A 13,185-nucleotide genomic window follows, 5' to 3' on the forward strand; every position below is an offset into this window, starting at 1 on the left:
AGCCGCACTCTCAAACCACCATCCACCACAACGATGTCCACACTGCCGTATCAGGTTCCAAATGAACCTAAATTCAATTCTGCCAAAGTAGTGCTAGGGTTCGTACTCAATCAGCTGGCGCTCGGGCCGAAGGCCGATTCCGAGATTCCGGTAGGTAGACCGTCGTTACGGCCTCGGGCTGCATTCGGGTGACCCGCTAAGCAGCCAGGAGCTATTTCTTCTTCTTACCCCCGACGAACGGTTTCTCGGCGGCCTGAGCCATCCACGAGAGCACCTGGTCTTCGTCGAGCTCGTCCATGGAGGTCAATTCGACGCCACGCGTGGCCTTGCCCATTCCGATCGGGGTCACCGGGGGTTCTGGTTGCAGCTCGTTGCCCCGGATGAACATCAGCTTCAGGTGACCGACGAAGGCGCCGGAAGTGAAGCACCACCCATTGGGAACGCCATAGTAAGCCATTCCCCATTTCACCGCGCGTTTGAGGTCCGGCAGTGCCTTGGCGGCCAAGGCATCGACATGTTTGGCAATGCTCTTCTGCGGTTCGGGAAGGCTCTGGATATAGGCAAATACCGGCTTGTCGCCTTCGGCCGCTTTCGCGGGACTCGCCTTGCCGGTCATCGCGACCAAAAGCTCGGCACCTTTTTCCTGCGGCGTTCCAGCGTCCTTTTTTGCTGTCATGGTCCCACCGATCTAATTCGTGATGTGGCATCCGCGGTTCGGTTTGCCTCGACACTCACAGGCGGCAGCCTAGGCGAGAGTTTACGTTGTCGTCCAGGGGTCTAGACCCAATGAGCGTCCAACCAAGTGACGGCTGCGGCGAGGTGGACGGCCTTAGCCTTTCAGCAGGGCTTCCAACTTTTCGACGATCGTGCGCGCGGCATCTTCGAGCTTGCCGCTATTGTCGATGTCGGTCACGTCATAGGTGTCCTGAACCGTCAGCGAGCCGCGCTCAAGGCGCTTGATGATATCCTCGCGTGTCTCCCGACCGCGTGCGATCAGCCTTTCCGCCAGAACCTCGGGCCGGGCGGTGATGTTCAGCACCTTTAGCCGGGGAAAAGCTGCCTGGAACCGGTCGAGCACGGAACGTGAGCCGTTGGCGATCACAAGATGCCCCTGCGACAGTTCTTGGCGCACGGCAGCCGGAATGCCGTATTTCAGGCCATGGGCGTCCCAGCAGACGGCAAAGCTGCCGGCCCGGTCCATCGCGAAGAACTCGGCGACGGAAACGCTCAAATGATCCTCATTGCCGGCCTCACCGTCCCGCGTAATGACGCGGCGCACGAAATGCACGTCGCGCCGGCCGGCAAAATGCTCGGCCGCAATATTCATCAGCGTGTCCTTGCCCGCGCCGCTCGGGCCGACGACCACGACCATCATGCCCGCCTTCGTACCGGGCATGTCGGCCGCGCTGTGAATGTTGGGGCTCGCCGTCATGCCACACGCCGTCCTTCGCGCCAGACCGAACGCGTCACCGGCACGCCGTGGTCGCGGCGGACGCGCACCAGGTCGGCGCGCAGGCCGGTTGCGATGCGGCCACGGTCGTCGAGGCTGACGGTGCGCGCAGGCGTCGCCGTCACCATCGCAATCGCCTTCGGCAGCGAGATCGCCTCGACTTCGTCGGCCAGGATGAAGGGTGCGTGCAGCAGGCTGAGCGGCACATAGTCGGAGGAAAGTACATCGAGCACATCGAGTTCGGCGAGATCGCGGGCTGCGATATTGCCGGAGTGCGACTTGCCGCGAACGATGTTGGGAGCGCCCATCAGAACGCTCATGCCCGCCTTGTGCGAGGCCTTGGCAGCCTCGACGCTGGTCGGGAATTCCGCCAGGCGCACGCCATACCCGATCGCTTCGTCGACATGGTCGAGCGTTGCGTCGTCATGGCTGGCAATGGTGATGCCGCGCTCGTGGCAGATCTTCGTGAGCACGTCGCGGTGCGGCTTCGAATATTTGGCCGATTCTTCCTGTCGCTTGGCGACAAAACGCGCGAATGCCTCGTCGCTCAGACCGCGCTTCTTCTGATAGTAGAAGATGTACTGGTCCATCGTCTGGAACTGGCGCTGACCGGGCGCATGGTCCATCAGCGAGACGAGACGGACGTAGTTGTCGTTCTCGAAATCGTGGAAATGGTCGAGCACGTTGTCGGCCGACACCTCGCAGCGCAGGTGGATGAGGTGGTCGGCACGCAGCCGGTCCTCGCGCTGTGCCTGCTGGATGGCGTCGGCCATGTCGCGCATCTCGCCCTTTTCGAAACCGCCGTCCTCATCCGAGCCCATGCGCAGACAATCGAAGACGGTGGTGATGCCCGAGGTCACCACCTGCGCATCATGCGCCTGGATGGCTGCCGTCTTGTTCCAGCGAACGCCCGGACGCGGCGAATAGTGTGATTCGAGATGGTCGGTATGCAATTCGACGAGACCGGGTATCAGGTAGTCGCCCTCGAAATCCTCGCCGACCGTGGAGTGTCCTTCCGAAATGTCGGCGATCTTGCCGTCGCGGATCAGCACCGAGCCCGAGAGAAGTTGATCTTCCAGGACGATGCGGGCGTTCGATAGGACAGTCTCTTTGGACATTGCAGTCACTTTCAGCTTTGGGCGCCGGCGAGCGGCAGCCAGGAGTGGACGGTGAACGGCGCACCGCGCGCCTCTTCGACGAAGACGGCGAGGCCGGAGATCGCAATCGGGCGACCGGTATGGGCGGCAAAGGTCTCGCGAAGCAGATCGTGAACAACGGCCTGCCGCTCAGGCGCGACCTGGCCCGTCAGCGTCATATGAAAACGGAATTCATCCATAACATACGGGTAGCCCCAGCGCAGGAGATTGTTGCGATGCGCTTCGCTGAGGCTTTCTGGTTTGCGCCGGGCTATATCAGCCTCCGACAAGGCCGCACGGAAAGGCTCGAAGGATTTGACAACAGTGGCGGCGAAATCCTGCAGCGGTTGATACAAGGCACCCGGCACGAGCGCGAAGAAGCGGCCAAGCTGGCCCAGCACCAGTTCCGGAAGCGTGAAGGCCGGCGTGCGGGCTGCAAAATCTTCCACGACCGCCATCAGATCGCGCTCGGTCACTGAGGCAGCCAGCTCGAAAGGCGCTTTCAGCGTGGCATGGAAGCCGTAGCGGTGCGGTTCGGCAGTGATATCGCGCTGCTCATCGGCGGAAATATCGCCGGAACCGGTAGCCGGAAAACTATCGTTGGAAAAAGCATCGCGACCGAGCCAGCGCGCAGCCAGTCCGGTCAACGGGTCGTCCTTCGGAGGCGTGAAATAGAGTGCGTAGCGCAAGGGAATATCCTTGGAAATCGGCGGCGGCCATACTGATGGGTGATTTGGCGACGAACCGCAACACGGCCCTGCGCTAAAAGATTTCCATGACAGAATGATGATGGCGGAGCGGCGTCCGCCATCATTTTTCAGCAATGTTTAACGGACGTTCGGACCCATCAGGCGCGTACGCAATGCGTTCGATGCCATGTCGAACAGGAAGACGACGATCAGGATCAAAAGCACCATGTAAGCGACGTTTTCCCAGTTCGCATTGGTGGCCATCGCCTCCCAGAGCTTGAGGCCGATGCCGCCTGCGCCGACCGCGCCGATAATGGTGGCGCCGCGGACATTCGACTCCCACTGGTAGAGTGTCTGGCTGACAATGACAGGCACGATCTGCGGCATCACGCCGTAGCGCTGCACGAGAACATTGTCCGCGCCGGTCGAGGAAACACCCTCGCGCGGCTTGTCATCGATATTTTCTAGCGCTTCGGAGTAGATCTTGCCGAGCGTGCCGGTCTCGGTGAAGAAGACCGCCGCACTACCGGCCAAGGGGCCGGGACCGAAGGCGCGGGTAAAGAACAGCGCCCAGATCAGCATGTCCATCGAACGCAGGAAATCGAAGAAGCGTTTGAACAGGTGATTTGCAAATCGGTTCGGGGTGATGTTGCGCGCTGCCAGGAAAGCCATGGGGAAGCTGAAGACGGCGCCCAGCAGCGTTCCGAGAAAGGCCATGACGATCGTCTGTAGCAGCTTGGTGATAACGTCACCGTGCTGCCAGCCGCTATTGTTCCAGAAATTGTCGAAGGCGAGCGCCCAGTTGGAGGTGCCCTTCTCAAGCTGCGGACCGCTGATCAGCAGCGTGGCAACTTCGCTGGCCGATTTGCCGAAGAATTTCGATTGCGTGTCGAAGATGAAGTTTGGCCAGCCAAGGAAGCGCTTGCGGATCTTGACGCGATCGACGTCGATGCTGACGTCGCCGGCAAAGCCGAGGTTGGCAAGCACATTGTCGTCATAGACGGTCATCCAGGCCGGCGGAGTGCCGACGACCTTGGGTTGGCCGCTGGTCAGCGCGACCACGACGCTCTGGCCGTGATTGAGAACGGTCACCTCTGTTTTGCTGAGCGTGACCATTTTCTGCGTGCCGCCGACATCTACGGTGACCGTGCCATCTGCATTCTGCGTGACCCAATCAGGATGCGGATCGTCGCCGAGCGGAGAGAAGCGGGGATATCGCGGCGTGATCTTGCTGCCGGAAAGCCGGAACTCCGGCTGCACGTCGTAGCTGATCCATTCCCCGAGATAGAGGCCGACACGCTCCCAATGGGCTTCCGCCACGATCTTCGGGATATCGAAGAACCATACGGAGTAGATGCCGTAGAGGATCAGCGCAATGACCGTCAAAAGCGGGCCGAAGCGCTTGAGGAAAGGAGGATTGAAGGCTTCCGGGAAGCGCTCCTCGATCGATGCCGCATGGCTTGCGTTTGTCATCGTCATGGAATCCTCAATGTTGCAGCAGGAAGGCGTGCTCGCCGACCAGGCGCCGTCTGAGCCAGGCAGAAAACTGATCGACGGCAAGAATGGTGAGGAAAAGCAGAAGGATCAGCGCGAGCGCCTTTGGGCCGAAGCCGCGTGAAATCGCCAGCTTCAGCTCCTGGCCGATACCGCCGCCGCCGACCGCGCCGATGATGGTCGATGCGCGAACGTTGATTTCAAGGCGAAGCAGCGCGTAGGACATGAAATTCGGCAGGATCTGCGGCAGGGCGGCGAAGCGGACGCGTTCGGTCCAGCTGCCGCCCACGGAGCGGATGCCCTCGTCGGCCTTCATGTCGGCGTTTTCGACCACTTCGTAGAAAAGCTTGCCGAGCGCGCCGATCGAATGCAGGCCCACGGCGATGATCGCGGAGACGGGGCCGATCGAGACGATCGCGGCAAAGAGGCCGGCAATGACGATCTCCGGAAAGGCGCGCAAGACTTCCATGAAGCGCTTGACGACAAGGCGAACCGGCCAGGCGGGCGTCAGATTGCGCGAGGCCAGGAAGGAGAGTGGCACGGCAAAGATAAAACCGACGAGCGTCGAGACCAGCGCCACGTTGAAGGTGATGATCATCAGCTCGAAATATTCGGGGATGTAGAAACTGCCCCAGATATAGACGCGGCCTTCCGGAAAGTTCCACTCTTCGCCGCCGGTGCCCGGATTGTTCGGGCTGGCGATATCGAACAGCGCGCGCCAGACGTCGTTCCAGTCCTTCGGGATCAACCAGGTCGTGAAATCGAAGAGATGGGGCAGGCGGTCGAAGAAGTGCCCGGCATTGCTGTCGTTGGCGAACTGAACCGAGGAGACGAAGGCAACGACCAGCAGGAGAAGGCCGAAACCAGTATACATCCGGCGGCGCGCAACAACTTTGCGCCAGGCCTCGCCGATGTCATGGGCACTGAGGTGTTGCTGGGGATCGGCAAAGGTCATGAAGAATTCGCCCGTACTGGAACCGGAAAACGGCGAGAATGGAAAGGGCGGCCGTCAGCCGGCCGCCCTAGTATGCATGCGGATCAACCGCCGATCGCAGCCTTACGGATGTCGATAACAGCGTTGTAGAATTCCTGCTTGACCGGAACGTAGCCCTTGAAGTCGCCGCCTTCGATGGCGGAGAAGCACTTGGCGTCGGTCTGCGGCAGCTTCGTGAAGAAGTCGGCCAGCTTGCCCTGCCATTCCTGGCCGATCTTGTTCGAGACGACCAGCGGGCCGTTCGGGATCAGCGGCGAACGCCATACTTCGACGAGCTTGTTCGGATCAACCGAGCCCTTGTCGACTTCCTTGCGGAAGGTGCCGGACGTGAAGCCGTCCTTGAAATCGCCGAGGCCCGAAGAGTCGTCGACGGCAACGTCGACCTTGCCGTCATAAGCGGCGAGAAGGTTGTTCTCGTGGCCGCCGTTGAACTGGGTCGAGCCGAAGAACTTGTCGTTCGGCATGTTGGTGGTCTTCGGGATCTGCGTCAGCGGAACGAGGTAGCCAGACGTGCTATCCGGATCGGCGTAGCCGAGCTTCTTGCCCTTGGCGTCCATGATCGTCTTGATGCCGGAGGACTTCAGAGCGAGACCGATCGAGTAGTAGCCGGTCGAGCCGTCCGTCTGCTGGGTCGTCAGGATCGGGGTAACGGCGTTCGGGTCCTTGATGTAGGTGGCTGCATAGCCGGAAGCGCCGAGTTCGGCGAAGTCGAGCGTGCCGCCGAGAAGGCCCTGGATAACGCCGTCATAGTCGGCAGCCGGGAACAGCGATACCTTTTCGAAACCGAAGGTTTCCTTCAGGTGGTCGGCGAGGCAAGCATAGTTGCGCAGGCGGTCGGCTTCGTTTTCGCCGCCAAGGATACCAACGCGGAATTCCTTGAGGTCGGCTGCGGATGCAGAACCGACGAGCGCGAGAAGCGCCGTGGCTGCGAGAAGAGTCTTCTTCAACATGGGTGTCGTCTCCTGATTGACCGGTGTCCCCGGATGGTCTTGCGTCTAGAAGAGAAGCGCCCTTTACGCGGGCTCTCGATCTTGGTCGGCTCCCTCAGAGGCCGACCATTGCCAGCGGTTGCGCGCCGGCGGATGCGTTTGCCGCGGCGGCCGCAGGCAATTCGGGAATGTTGATGCTGGTCGAAGTCATGCTTTCGTCGATGCCGGCGCCGTCCTTGTCGGTGCCGTAGATCGCCTTGACCGCGTCGGCGGTCAGATCGGATGGAGCGCCGTCGAAGACGACCTTGCCGGCCGCCATGCCGACGATGCGCTCACAGTAGTTGCGCGCCGTGTCGAGCGTATGAAGGTTCGTGATGACGGTGATGCCTTCGCGCTCGTTGATGTCGCGCAGCGCGTCCATCACGATCTTGGCGTTGAGCGGGTCGAGCGATGCGATCGGCTCGTCCGCCAGCATCATCTTCGGCTTCTGCATCAGGGCGCGGGCGATCGCCACGCGCTGCTGCTGTCCGCCGGAAAGCGTGCCGGCCATCTGCATGGCGGTCTGCTCGATGCCGAGCCGCTCCAGAGCCGTGATCGCGTCGATGCGTTCCTCACGGGTAAACACGTTGAGCAGGCTGAGCACGGTCGAGCGCTGGTTCAGGCGTCCCAGCATGACGTTGGTCAGCACGTCGATGCGCGGCACCAGATTGAACTGCTGAAAGATCATGGCGCAATCGCGCTGCCAGTCGCGACGCTTGCGGCCGCTAAGGGCGGAGACTTCGACGCCGCCGAAATGGATGGAGCCCGAGGTCGGGTCGGCAAGGCGGTTGATCATGCGCAGCAGCGTCGACTTGCCGGCGCCCGAGCGGCCGATAATGCCGACCATCTGTCCCTGCGGAATTTCAAGGCTTACGGAATCTACGGCCAGCTTGTTTCCGAAACGGCGGGAGACATTCTTTAGCTCGAACATCATGCTCTTCCTTCGTATTTCTAGCCTGCGTCGAGGGAAGGGCTTAGACTTGCTTCATGAAGCTCAAATGTCAGTTTTATGTAAGCATTGTCACAAATGGCTTTGCCGTTCTTTCCGGCGATAAACTGACGTTAGGCCAGAGTTTGCAGGCGTTTTGGGCGCAAAAGGCGCAACAAACTGATGACACGCAAGCACCACCGGCGAGGGTGGAGTTGCTCCGCCCTCGCTCGATGGTTTTCTTTTTTCGCCGCCCGCGGCGTTGATTGTGACAGTGTATTAACGGGGCTCGATCGCCGCGAAATCCGTCCCGATCCGATCCGGTCAGCCGCCGTAGCGGACCAGGAAATCCTCTGCGCCCAGCGCGCGAAAATCCTGCAACGCGTCGCGCAGCTTTGTATGGTCCCAGTCCCACCAGGCGATCCGGTCCATCCTCTCGCCGATTTCCCTGGTAAAGCGCTCGCGAATGAGTTTCGCAGGCACGCCACCCACGATCGTGTAGGGGGCGACGTCCTTCGAGACGACCGCACCGGCTCCGATCACGGCGCCATTGCCGACATTGGCGCCGGGCAGGATGGTTGCTCCATGGCCGATCCAGACGTCGTGGCCGATTGTGACACGGTTATCGCGACGCCAGCTGAAGAAGTCCGTCTCCATGTCGGCGTCCGGCCAGTAGTCTGCGGCACGGTAGGTGAAATGGTGCAGCGTCGCGCGCCAGGTCGGATGGTTCGTGGCATTGATACGCACCGCAGCCGCGATGTTGACGAACTTGCCGATCGTCGCGCACCAGACGGTGCCGTCCTGCATGATATAGGAATAGTCGCCCATCTCGACTTCGTCGATGCGGCAACGCTCCGAGACTTCGGTGTAGCGGCCGAGGGTGGTGTCCTTCACCCGGGCGGTTTCGTGGATATAGGGCGTTTCGCCCAGCTTGCGGCTCATGCGGCGGTCTTTCTGGGTGAGAATTTGCTGACGTCGAGAATGCGGTCGGCAACGGAGTCGCGGACCTCTGTGTCATGGAAGATGCCGAGCAGGGCAACGCCCGCCTTCTTCTTTTCTTCGATCATCTCGACGACTACGCCGCGATTGCGCGCATCGAGTGATGCCGTCGGCTCGTCGAGCAGAAGGATCGTATGGTCGGTGATGAAGCCGCGGGCGATGTTGACACGCTGCTGCTCGCCGCCGGAGAAAGTGGCGGGCGGAAGCTGCCAGAGTTCTTCCGGCAGGTTGAGCTGCGCCAGCAGATCGGCCGCCCGCTGCTTGGCGACCGACTGGCTTTCGCCGCGGGCAAGCAAGGGTTCGGCAACGACATCGATCGCAGCGACACGGGGCACGGTGCGCAGGAACTGGCTGACATAGCCGAGCGTCTGGCGCCGCACGTCGAGAACGGTGCGCGGGTCGGCGGTCGCAAGATCGACGATCCTGTCCTTGTGATTGATGAGGATCTGGCCAGCATCCACGGCATAATTGCCGTAGATCATCTTCAGCAGCGAGCTCTTGCCGATGCCGGACGGACCGCCAAGCACGACACACTCGCCAGCGGCGACGGAAAAGGAGACATCGGCGACGACGGGCAGACGTATGCCATCGCGCAGATGCATGGTGAAGCTCTTATGGACTTCGGAAACGACGAGGGGCGTTGCCATGGCTGTTCTTTCCGTTCTTCCGTCTCAGACCTGGAGGATCGAGGAGACGAGCAATTGGGTGTAGGGCTCGCGCGGATCGTCGAGCACGCGGTCGGTGAGGCCCTGTTCGATCACTTCCCCGTCCTTCATCACCATCATGCGATGGGAGAGCAGGCGGGCAACCGCGAGGTCGTGGGTGACGATGATGGCTGCAAGGCCGAGATCCTGGACGAGGCCGCGCACGAGATCGAGCAGGCGCGCCTGCACCGATACGTCGAGACCGCCGGTCGGCTCATCCATGAAGACGAGACGCGGGCCGGTGACGAGGTTGCGGGCGATCTGCAGGCGCTGGCGCATGCCGCCGGAGAAGGCGCGCGGCTGGTCGTCGATACGGTCTGCGTCAATCTCGACGCGTTCCAGCCAGTCGACTGCTGTGGAACGGATGTTGCCGTAGTGCCGGTTGCCGATCGCCATCAGACGCTCGCCGACATTGGCACCGGCAGACACGGTCATACGCAGCCCGTCAGCCGGGTTCTGGTGCACAAATCCCCAGTCCGTCCGCATCAGGAAGCGGCGCTCGGCCTCATTCATGCGGTAGAGGTCGCGGTAGCTGCCGTCGCGCATGTGATATTCGACGATACCCGTCGTCGGCATCAGCCGCGTCGAAATGCAGTTCAGCAATGTCGTCTTGCCCGAGCCGGATTCGCCGACGATCGCAAGCACTTCGCCCGGCCACAGCTCGAAGGACACGTTCTGGCAGCCGATGCGGTTGCCGTAGAACTTCGAGACGTCGCTCACCTTCAGGAGTGGTGTATCACTCATTCCGCAGCCTCCTTCTGGGCCAGCATCGCGCCGACATGGCCGTGCGCCCGGCGGTCTTCGCAGTGATCGGTGTCGGAGCAGACGAACATGCGGCCGCCCTTGTCGTCGAGGATGACCTCGTCGAGATAGACCTGTTCGGCGCCGCAAAGCGCGCAGGGCTTGTCGAAGCGCTGGACTTCGAAGGGATGGTCCTCGAAGTCGAGGCTGACGACCTGGGTATGGGGCGGCACCGCGTATATGCGCTTTTCGCGTCCGGCGCCGAAGAGCTGGAGCGCATCCGACATGTGCATTTTCGGATTGTCGAATTTCGGTGTCGGCGAGGGGTCCATCACATAGCGACCGTTGACCTTGACCGGGTAGTCGTAGGTCGTGGCGATGCGGCCGTTGCGAGCGATGTCCTCGTAGAGCTTCACATGCATGAGGCCGTATTCCTCGAGCGCATGCATCTTGCGGGTCTCGGTCTCGCGCGGTTCGAGAAAGCGCAGCGGTTCCGGCGTCGGCACCTGGTAGACCAGCACCTGGTTTGCCTTCAGTTTCTCTTCCGGAATGCGGTGGCGCGTCTGGATGATCGTGGCGTCGCCGGTATGGGTGGTAACAGCGACATTGGCGACCTTCTGGAAAAAGGCGCGGATCGAGACCGCGTTCGTCGTGTCGTCAGCACCCTGGTCGATGACCTTCAGCACGTCTTCCGGGCCGATGATCGAGGCCGTAACCTGCACGCCGCCGGTGCCCCAGCCATAAGGCATCGGCATTTCGCGCGAGGCGAAGGGAACCTGGTAGCCGGGAATGGCGATCGCCTTCAGGATCGCGCGGCGGATCATCCGCTTCGTCTGCTCGTCGAGATAGGCGAAGTTGTAGGTAGCAAGCTCGGTCATTCCGCAGCCTCCTGAATGGGATCCTTGCCGGCGTCGCGTGCTGCTTCGAAGTCGCGGCGCATGCGGCGCACCAGATCGAGCTCGGCCTGGAAGTCGACATAATGCGGCAGCTTCAGATGCTCGACGAAGCCGGTGGACTGGACGTTGTCGCAGTGAGACATGACGAATTCCTCGTCTTGGGCCGGCGCTGTGACATCCTCGCCGAACTCTTCCGTGCGCAGGGCGCGGTCGACCAGCGACATCGCCATGGCCTTGCGTTCGCTCTGGCCGAAGACGAGGCCGTAGCCACGGGTAAACTGCGGCGGTGCCTTGGCCGAACCCTTGAACTGGTTGACCATCTGGCATTCGGTGACCTGGATCACGCCGAGCGAGACGGCAAAGCCGAGCTCGGGCATATCCATTTCGACCTCGACGTCGCCGATCCGGATTTCGCCGGTGAAGGGATGGTTGCGACCGTAGCCGCGCTGCGTCGAATAGCCGAGCGCTAGAAGGAAGCCCTCGTCGCCACGCGCAAGCGCCTGCAGGCGCAGGTCGCGGCTCATCGGAAATTCCATCGGCTCGCGCGTCAGGTCGCCGGTCTCATGGTCGAGCGGCAATTCGCCATCGCTCTCGATCAGGCCTTCCTGTGCGAGAATTTCCGATACGCGCATCGTCCGGCCGTCTTCGGCGGGCCGGTTCACCGGCTCGTCCACCGGCGCGTCGGTGAGAAGAGTCGGGTCGAGCAGACGATGCGTGTAGTCGAAGGTCGGGCCGAGAAGCTGGCCGCCCGGCAGATCCTTGTAGGTCGCCGAGATGCGGCGCTCGATCTTCATGTCGGCCGTGTCGAGCGGGTTCGAATAGCCGAAACGCGGCAATGTCGTGCGATAGGCGCGCAGCAGGAAGATCGCCTCGATCATGTCTCCGCGCGACTGGCGCACGGCGAGCGCTGCCAGCGTGCGGTCGTAAAGCGAAGCTTCCGCCATGACGCGGTCGACGGCGAGCGACAGCTGTGCGACGATCTGGTCTATGCCGATCGCGGGAAGAGACCGGTCGCCACGACGACGATCTGCGAGCAGGCGGTGGGCATTGGCGATGGCGGCCTCGCCACCTTTTACGGCAACATACATGGGGTCACATCTCCGTTGCTGTTATCTTCGTGGTGCGCGGCAGGCAGAGGAAATGCCGGCCGGCGGTCAGAACGAGATCGGCGCCGCGCGGAAACTGCGCGCGGTTCTCATTCCACACTCTGAGGAAATTTTCCGGCAGCCCCTTGGGAGCAATCATGCTGATGTCGCGAATGCCGGGGCCGGAAAGGGCGAATTCGGCGCCACCCTCGAGGCTTTCGATCTCCTGAATGAGTGTCGTCGAGCGATCCGGATATTCCTGGGTGCCGACCGAGAACTGGCCGAGGGAGGAAAGCGTCGTGACGGCTTCTGCGAGCGCAAAGCGGGCTTCCAGCCTGTCGTCGGTCATCGTTGCGCCGGTATGAAAGCCGAGCCATGCCGGAACGGCCGATTTGCCAAGAGTGGCGGAGAGCCAGACGGGAGTGTCGTGATCGCAGAGCGTCAGGGCGATCGCGCCGGCTGCAAGCCCGAGCGGCGCCGGTGGCACAACCTCGGGAGCAACGGTCTGGATCGTGCCCGGACGGGCCATTGCGTCCATCAGCATCTTGAAGACGCTCTGGGCATTATAGACCGGCTCGGCAAAGCCGCCGGTCAGTGCTTCGTTGCTGAGGCTCATTAGTCTTCTCCGCGAACCATGGTGAAGAAGTCGACGCGGGTCGCCGCAGTCTCCTCCGCCTTCTTGCGATTGCCGGCGGTAATGCGCTCTGCCACCGGTGTCAGGATCGTGCTTTCGACGAGGTCCTTCGTTGCCGGCTCCTGCCAGAGCGCATCGAAGACAGCCGCGAGACGCGCCTTCTCCCGGTCCGTGCCCAGCGCCTGGGAATGGCCGACCGTCCCGGAGCCGAGACGGACGGTCGCGCGCGTCACGGTGACTTCGCCGAGATTGAAGGGAGATCCGCCGCCGCCGATGCGGCCGCGCACCATGACGAGACCCGTTTCGGGGCCGCGCACGGGGTGCACGTCCGGTTTGCTTGCTAGCCCGCTCCAGGCTGCATCGAGCTCTTCGTGCTCCGCGCGGGCCAAGAGATCGATCGTACGCTTGCGTTCGCGAAGCTCCAGGGCTGCCGCTTGATGCCTTTGTGCTGAATTCATCCTGCCACC

Annotated in this window: 15 protein-coding genes; all 15 read right to left on the reverse strand. The window is 61.9% G+C overall.

Going from position 1 to position 13,185, the window contains the following annotated elements; translation table 11 throughout:
* Positions 1-211: 211 nt before the first annotated feature.
* Positions 212-676: a DUF1801 domain-containing protein gene (locus EV561_RS08340; protein WP_132519949.1), complete on the reverse strand. Its 465-nt coding sequence runs from the start codon at positions 674-676 to the stop codon at positions 212-214.
* Positions 677-829: 153 nt separating this feature from the next.
* Complete coding sequence (gene phnN, locus EV561_RS08345) at positions 830-1,432, reverse strand: phosphonate metabolism protein/1,5-bisphosphokinase (PRPP-forming) PhnN (RefSeq protein WP_132519952.1); 603 nt, start codon at positions 1,430-1,432, stop codon at positions 830-832.
* A complete protein-coding gene (locus EV561_RS08350; protein WP_132519955.1) occupies positions 1,429-2,568 on the reverse strand; it encodes an alpha-D-ribose 1-methylphosphonate 5-triphosphate diphosphatase in 1,140 nt (379 codons plus the stop codon). The genes phnN and EV561_RS08350 overlap by 4 nt, the downstream gene beginning before the upstream one ends.
* 11 nt (positions 2,569-2,579) lie before the next feature.
* Positions 2,580-3,275: a DUF1045 domain-containing protein gene (locus EV561_RS08355; protein ID WP_132519958.1), complete on the reverse strand. Its 696-nt coding sequence runs from the start codon at positions 3,273-3,275 to the stop codon at positions 2,580-2,582.
* 138 nt (positions 3,276-3,413) lie between these two features.
* On the reverse strand, positions 3,414-4,754 hold the full coding sequence (gene phnE / locus EV561_RS08360; RefSeq protein ID WP_132519961.1) for a phosphonate ABC transporter, permease protein PhnE: 1,341 nt from the start codon (positions 4,752-4,754) through the stop codon (positions 3,414-3,416).
* A 7-nt stretch (positions 4,755-4,761) separates the two neighbouring features.
* On the reverse strand, positions 4,762-5,724 hold the full coding sequence (phnE, locus tag EV561_RS08365) for a phosphonate ABC transporter, permease protein PhnE (protein ID WP_132519964.1): 963 nt from the start codon (positions 5,722-5,724) through the stop codon (positions 4,762-4,764).
* A gap of 83 nt (positions 5,725-5,807) precedes the next feature.
* Entirely contained in the window at positions 5,808-6,713 is a 906-nt protein-coding gene (gene phnD / locus EV561_RS08370; protein ID WP_132519967.1) for a phosphonate ABC transporter substrate-binding protein, read from the reverse strand.
* 94 nt (positions 6,714-6,807) lie between these two features.
* Entirely contained in the window at positions 6,808-7,662 is an 855-nt protein-coding gene (gene phnC / locus EV561_RS08375; protein WP_207910516.1) for a phosphonate ABC transporter ATP-binding protein, read from the reverse strand.
* Positions 7,663-7,983: 321 nt separating this feature from the next.
* The gene (locus EV561_RS08380; protein WP_132519973.1) at positions 7,984-8,601 is read right to left on the reverse strand and encodes a DapH/DapD/GlmU-related protein; all 618 of its coding nucleotides are present in this window, start codon (positions 8,599-8,601) and stop codon (positions 7,984-7,986) included.
* Positions 8,598-9,305, reverse strand: a complete 708-nt coding sequence (gene phnL, locus EV561_RS08385) for a phosphonate C-P lyase system protein PhnL (RefSeq protein ID WP_132519976.1) — start codon at positions 9,303-9,305, stop codon at positions 8,598-8,600. The genes EV561_RS08380 and phnL overlap by 4 nt, the downstream gene beginning before the upstream one ends.
* Before the next feature lie 24 nt (positions 9,306-9,329).
* The gene (phnK, locus tag EV561_RS08390; RefSeq protein WP_132519979.1) at positions 9,330-10,106 is read right to left on the reverse strand and encodes a phosphonate C-P lyase system protein PhnK; all 777 of its coding nucleotides are present in this window, start codon (positions 10,104-10,106) and stop codon (positions 9,330-9,332) included.
* Positions 10,103-10,981, reverse strand: coding sequence for an alpha-D-ribose 1-methylphosphonate 5-phosphate C-P-lyase PhnJ (locus EV561_RS08395; protein ID WP_132519982.1), 879 nt, complete (start codon positions 10,979-10,981; stop codon positions 10,103-10,105). Before EV561_RS08395 ends, phnK begins: the two co-directional genes overlap by 4 nt.
* The gene (locus tag EV561_RS08400; RefSeq protein ID WP_132519985.1) at positions 10,978-12,087 is read right to left on the reverse strand and encodes a carbon-phosphorus lyase complex subunit PhnI; all 1,110 of its coding nucleotides are present in this window, start codon (positions 12,085-12,087) and stop codon (positions 10,978-10,980) included. The genes EV561_RS08395 and EV561_RS08400 overlap by 4 nt, the downstream gene beginning before the upstream one ends.
* Before the next feature lie 4 nt (positions 12,088-12,091).
* Entirely contained in the window at positions 12,092-12,700 is a 609-nt protein-coding gene (phnH, locus tag EV561_RS08405) for a phosphonate C-P lyase system protein PhnH (protein ID WP_132519988.1), read from the reverse strand.
* Positions 12,700-13,176: a phosphonate C-P lyase system protein PhnG gene (gene phnG, locus EV561_RS08410; RefSeq protein WP_132519991.1), complete on the reverse strand. Its 477-nt coding sequence runs from the start codon at positions 13,174-13,176 to the stop codon at positions 12,700-12,702. The genes phnH and phnG overlap by 1 nt, the downstream gene beginning before the upstream one ends.
* Positions 13,177-13,185: the final 9 nt, after the last annotated feature.

It is taken from the genome of Rhizobium sp. BK376, assembly GCF_004341625.1.
In the GTDB taxonomy this organism is placed as follows: Bacteria; Pseudomonadota; Alphaproteobacteria; order Rhizobiales; family Rhizobiaceae; genus Rhizobium.

Excerpts from the sequence above, each read along its gene's own strand:
- phnE (WP_132519964.1), bottom strand. The coding sequence starts at position 5,724 with ATGACCTTTGCCGATCCCCAGCAACACCTCAGTGCCCATGACATCGGC.
- EV561_RS08380 (WP_132519973.1), bottom strand. The coding sequence starts at position 8,601 with ATGAGCCGCAAGCTGGGCGAAACGCCCTATATCCACGAAACCGCCCGG.
- phnD (WP_132519967.1), bottom strand. The coding sequence starts at position 6,713 with ATGTTGAAGAAGACTCTTCTCGCAGCCACGGCGCTTCTCGCGCTCGTC.
- phnL (WP_132519976.1), bottom strand. The coding sequence starts at position 9,305 with ATGGCAACGCCCCTCGTCGTTTCCGAAGTCCATAAGAGCTTCACCATG.
- phnE (WP_132519961.1), bottom strand. The coding sequence starts at position 4,754 with ATGACGATGACAAACGCAAGCCATGCGGCATCGATCGAGGAGCGCTTC.
- EV561_RS08395 (WP_132519982.1), bottom strand. The coding sequence starts at position 10,981 with ATGACCGAGCTTGCTACCTACAACTTCGCCTATCTCGACGAGCAGACG.
- EV561_RS08400 (WP_132519985.1), bottom strand. The coding sequence starts at position 12,087 with ATGTATGTTGCCGTAAAAGGTGGCGAGGCCGCCATCGCCAATGCCCAC.
- phnH (WP_132519988.1), bottom strand. The coding sequence starts at position 12,700 with ATGAGCCTCAGCAACGAAGCACTGACCGGCGGCTTTGCCGAGCCGGTC.
- phnG (WP_132519991.1), bottom strand. The coding sequence starts at position 13,176 with ATGAATTCAGCACAAAGGCATCAAGCGGCAGCCCTGGAGCTTCGCGAA.
- EV561_RS08350 (WP_132519955.1), bottom strand. The coding sequence starts at position 2,568 with ATGTCCAAAGAGACTGTCCTATCGAACGCCCGCATCGTCCTGGAAGAT.
- phnN (WP_132519952.1), bottom strand. The coding sequence starts at position 1,432 with ATGACGGCGAGCCCCAACATTCACAGCGCGGCCGACATGCCCGGTACG.
- phnC (WP_207910516.1), bottom strand. The coding sequence starts at position 7,662 with ATGTTCGAGCTAAAGAATGTCTCCCGCCGTTTCGGAAACAAGCTGGCC.
- EV561_RS08340 (WP_132519949.1), bottom strand. The coding sequence starts at position 676 with ATGACAGCAAAAAAGGACGCTGGAACGCCGCAGGAAAAAGGTGCCGAG.
- phnK (WP_132519979.1), bottom strand. The coding sequence starts at position 10,106 with ATGAGTGATACACCACTCCTGAAGGTGAGCGACGTCTCGAAGTTCTAC.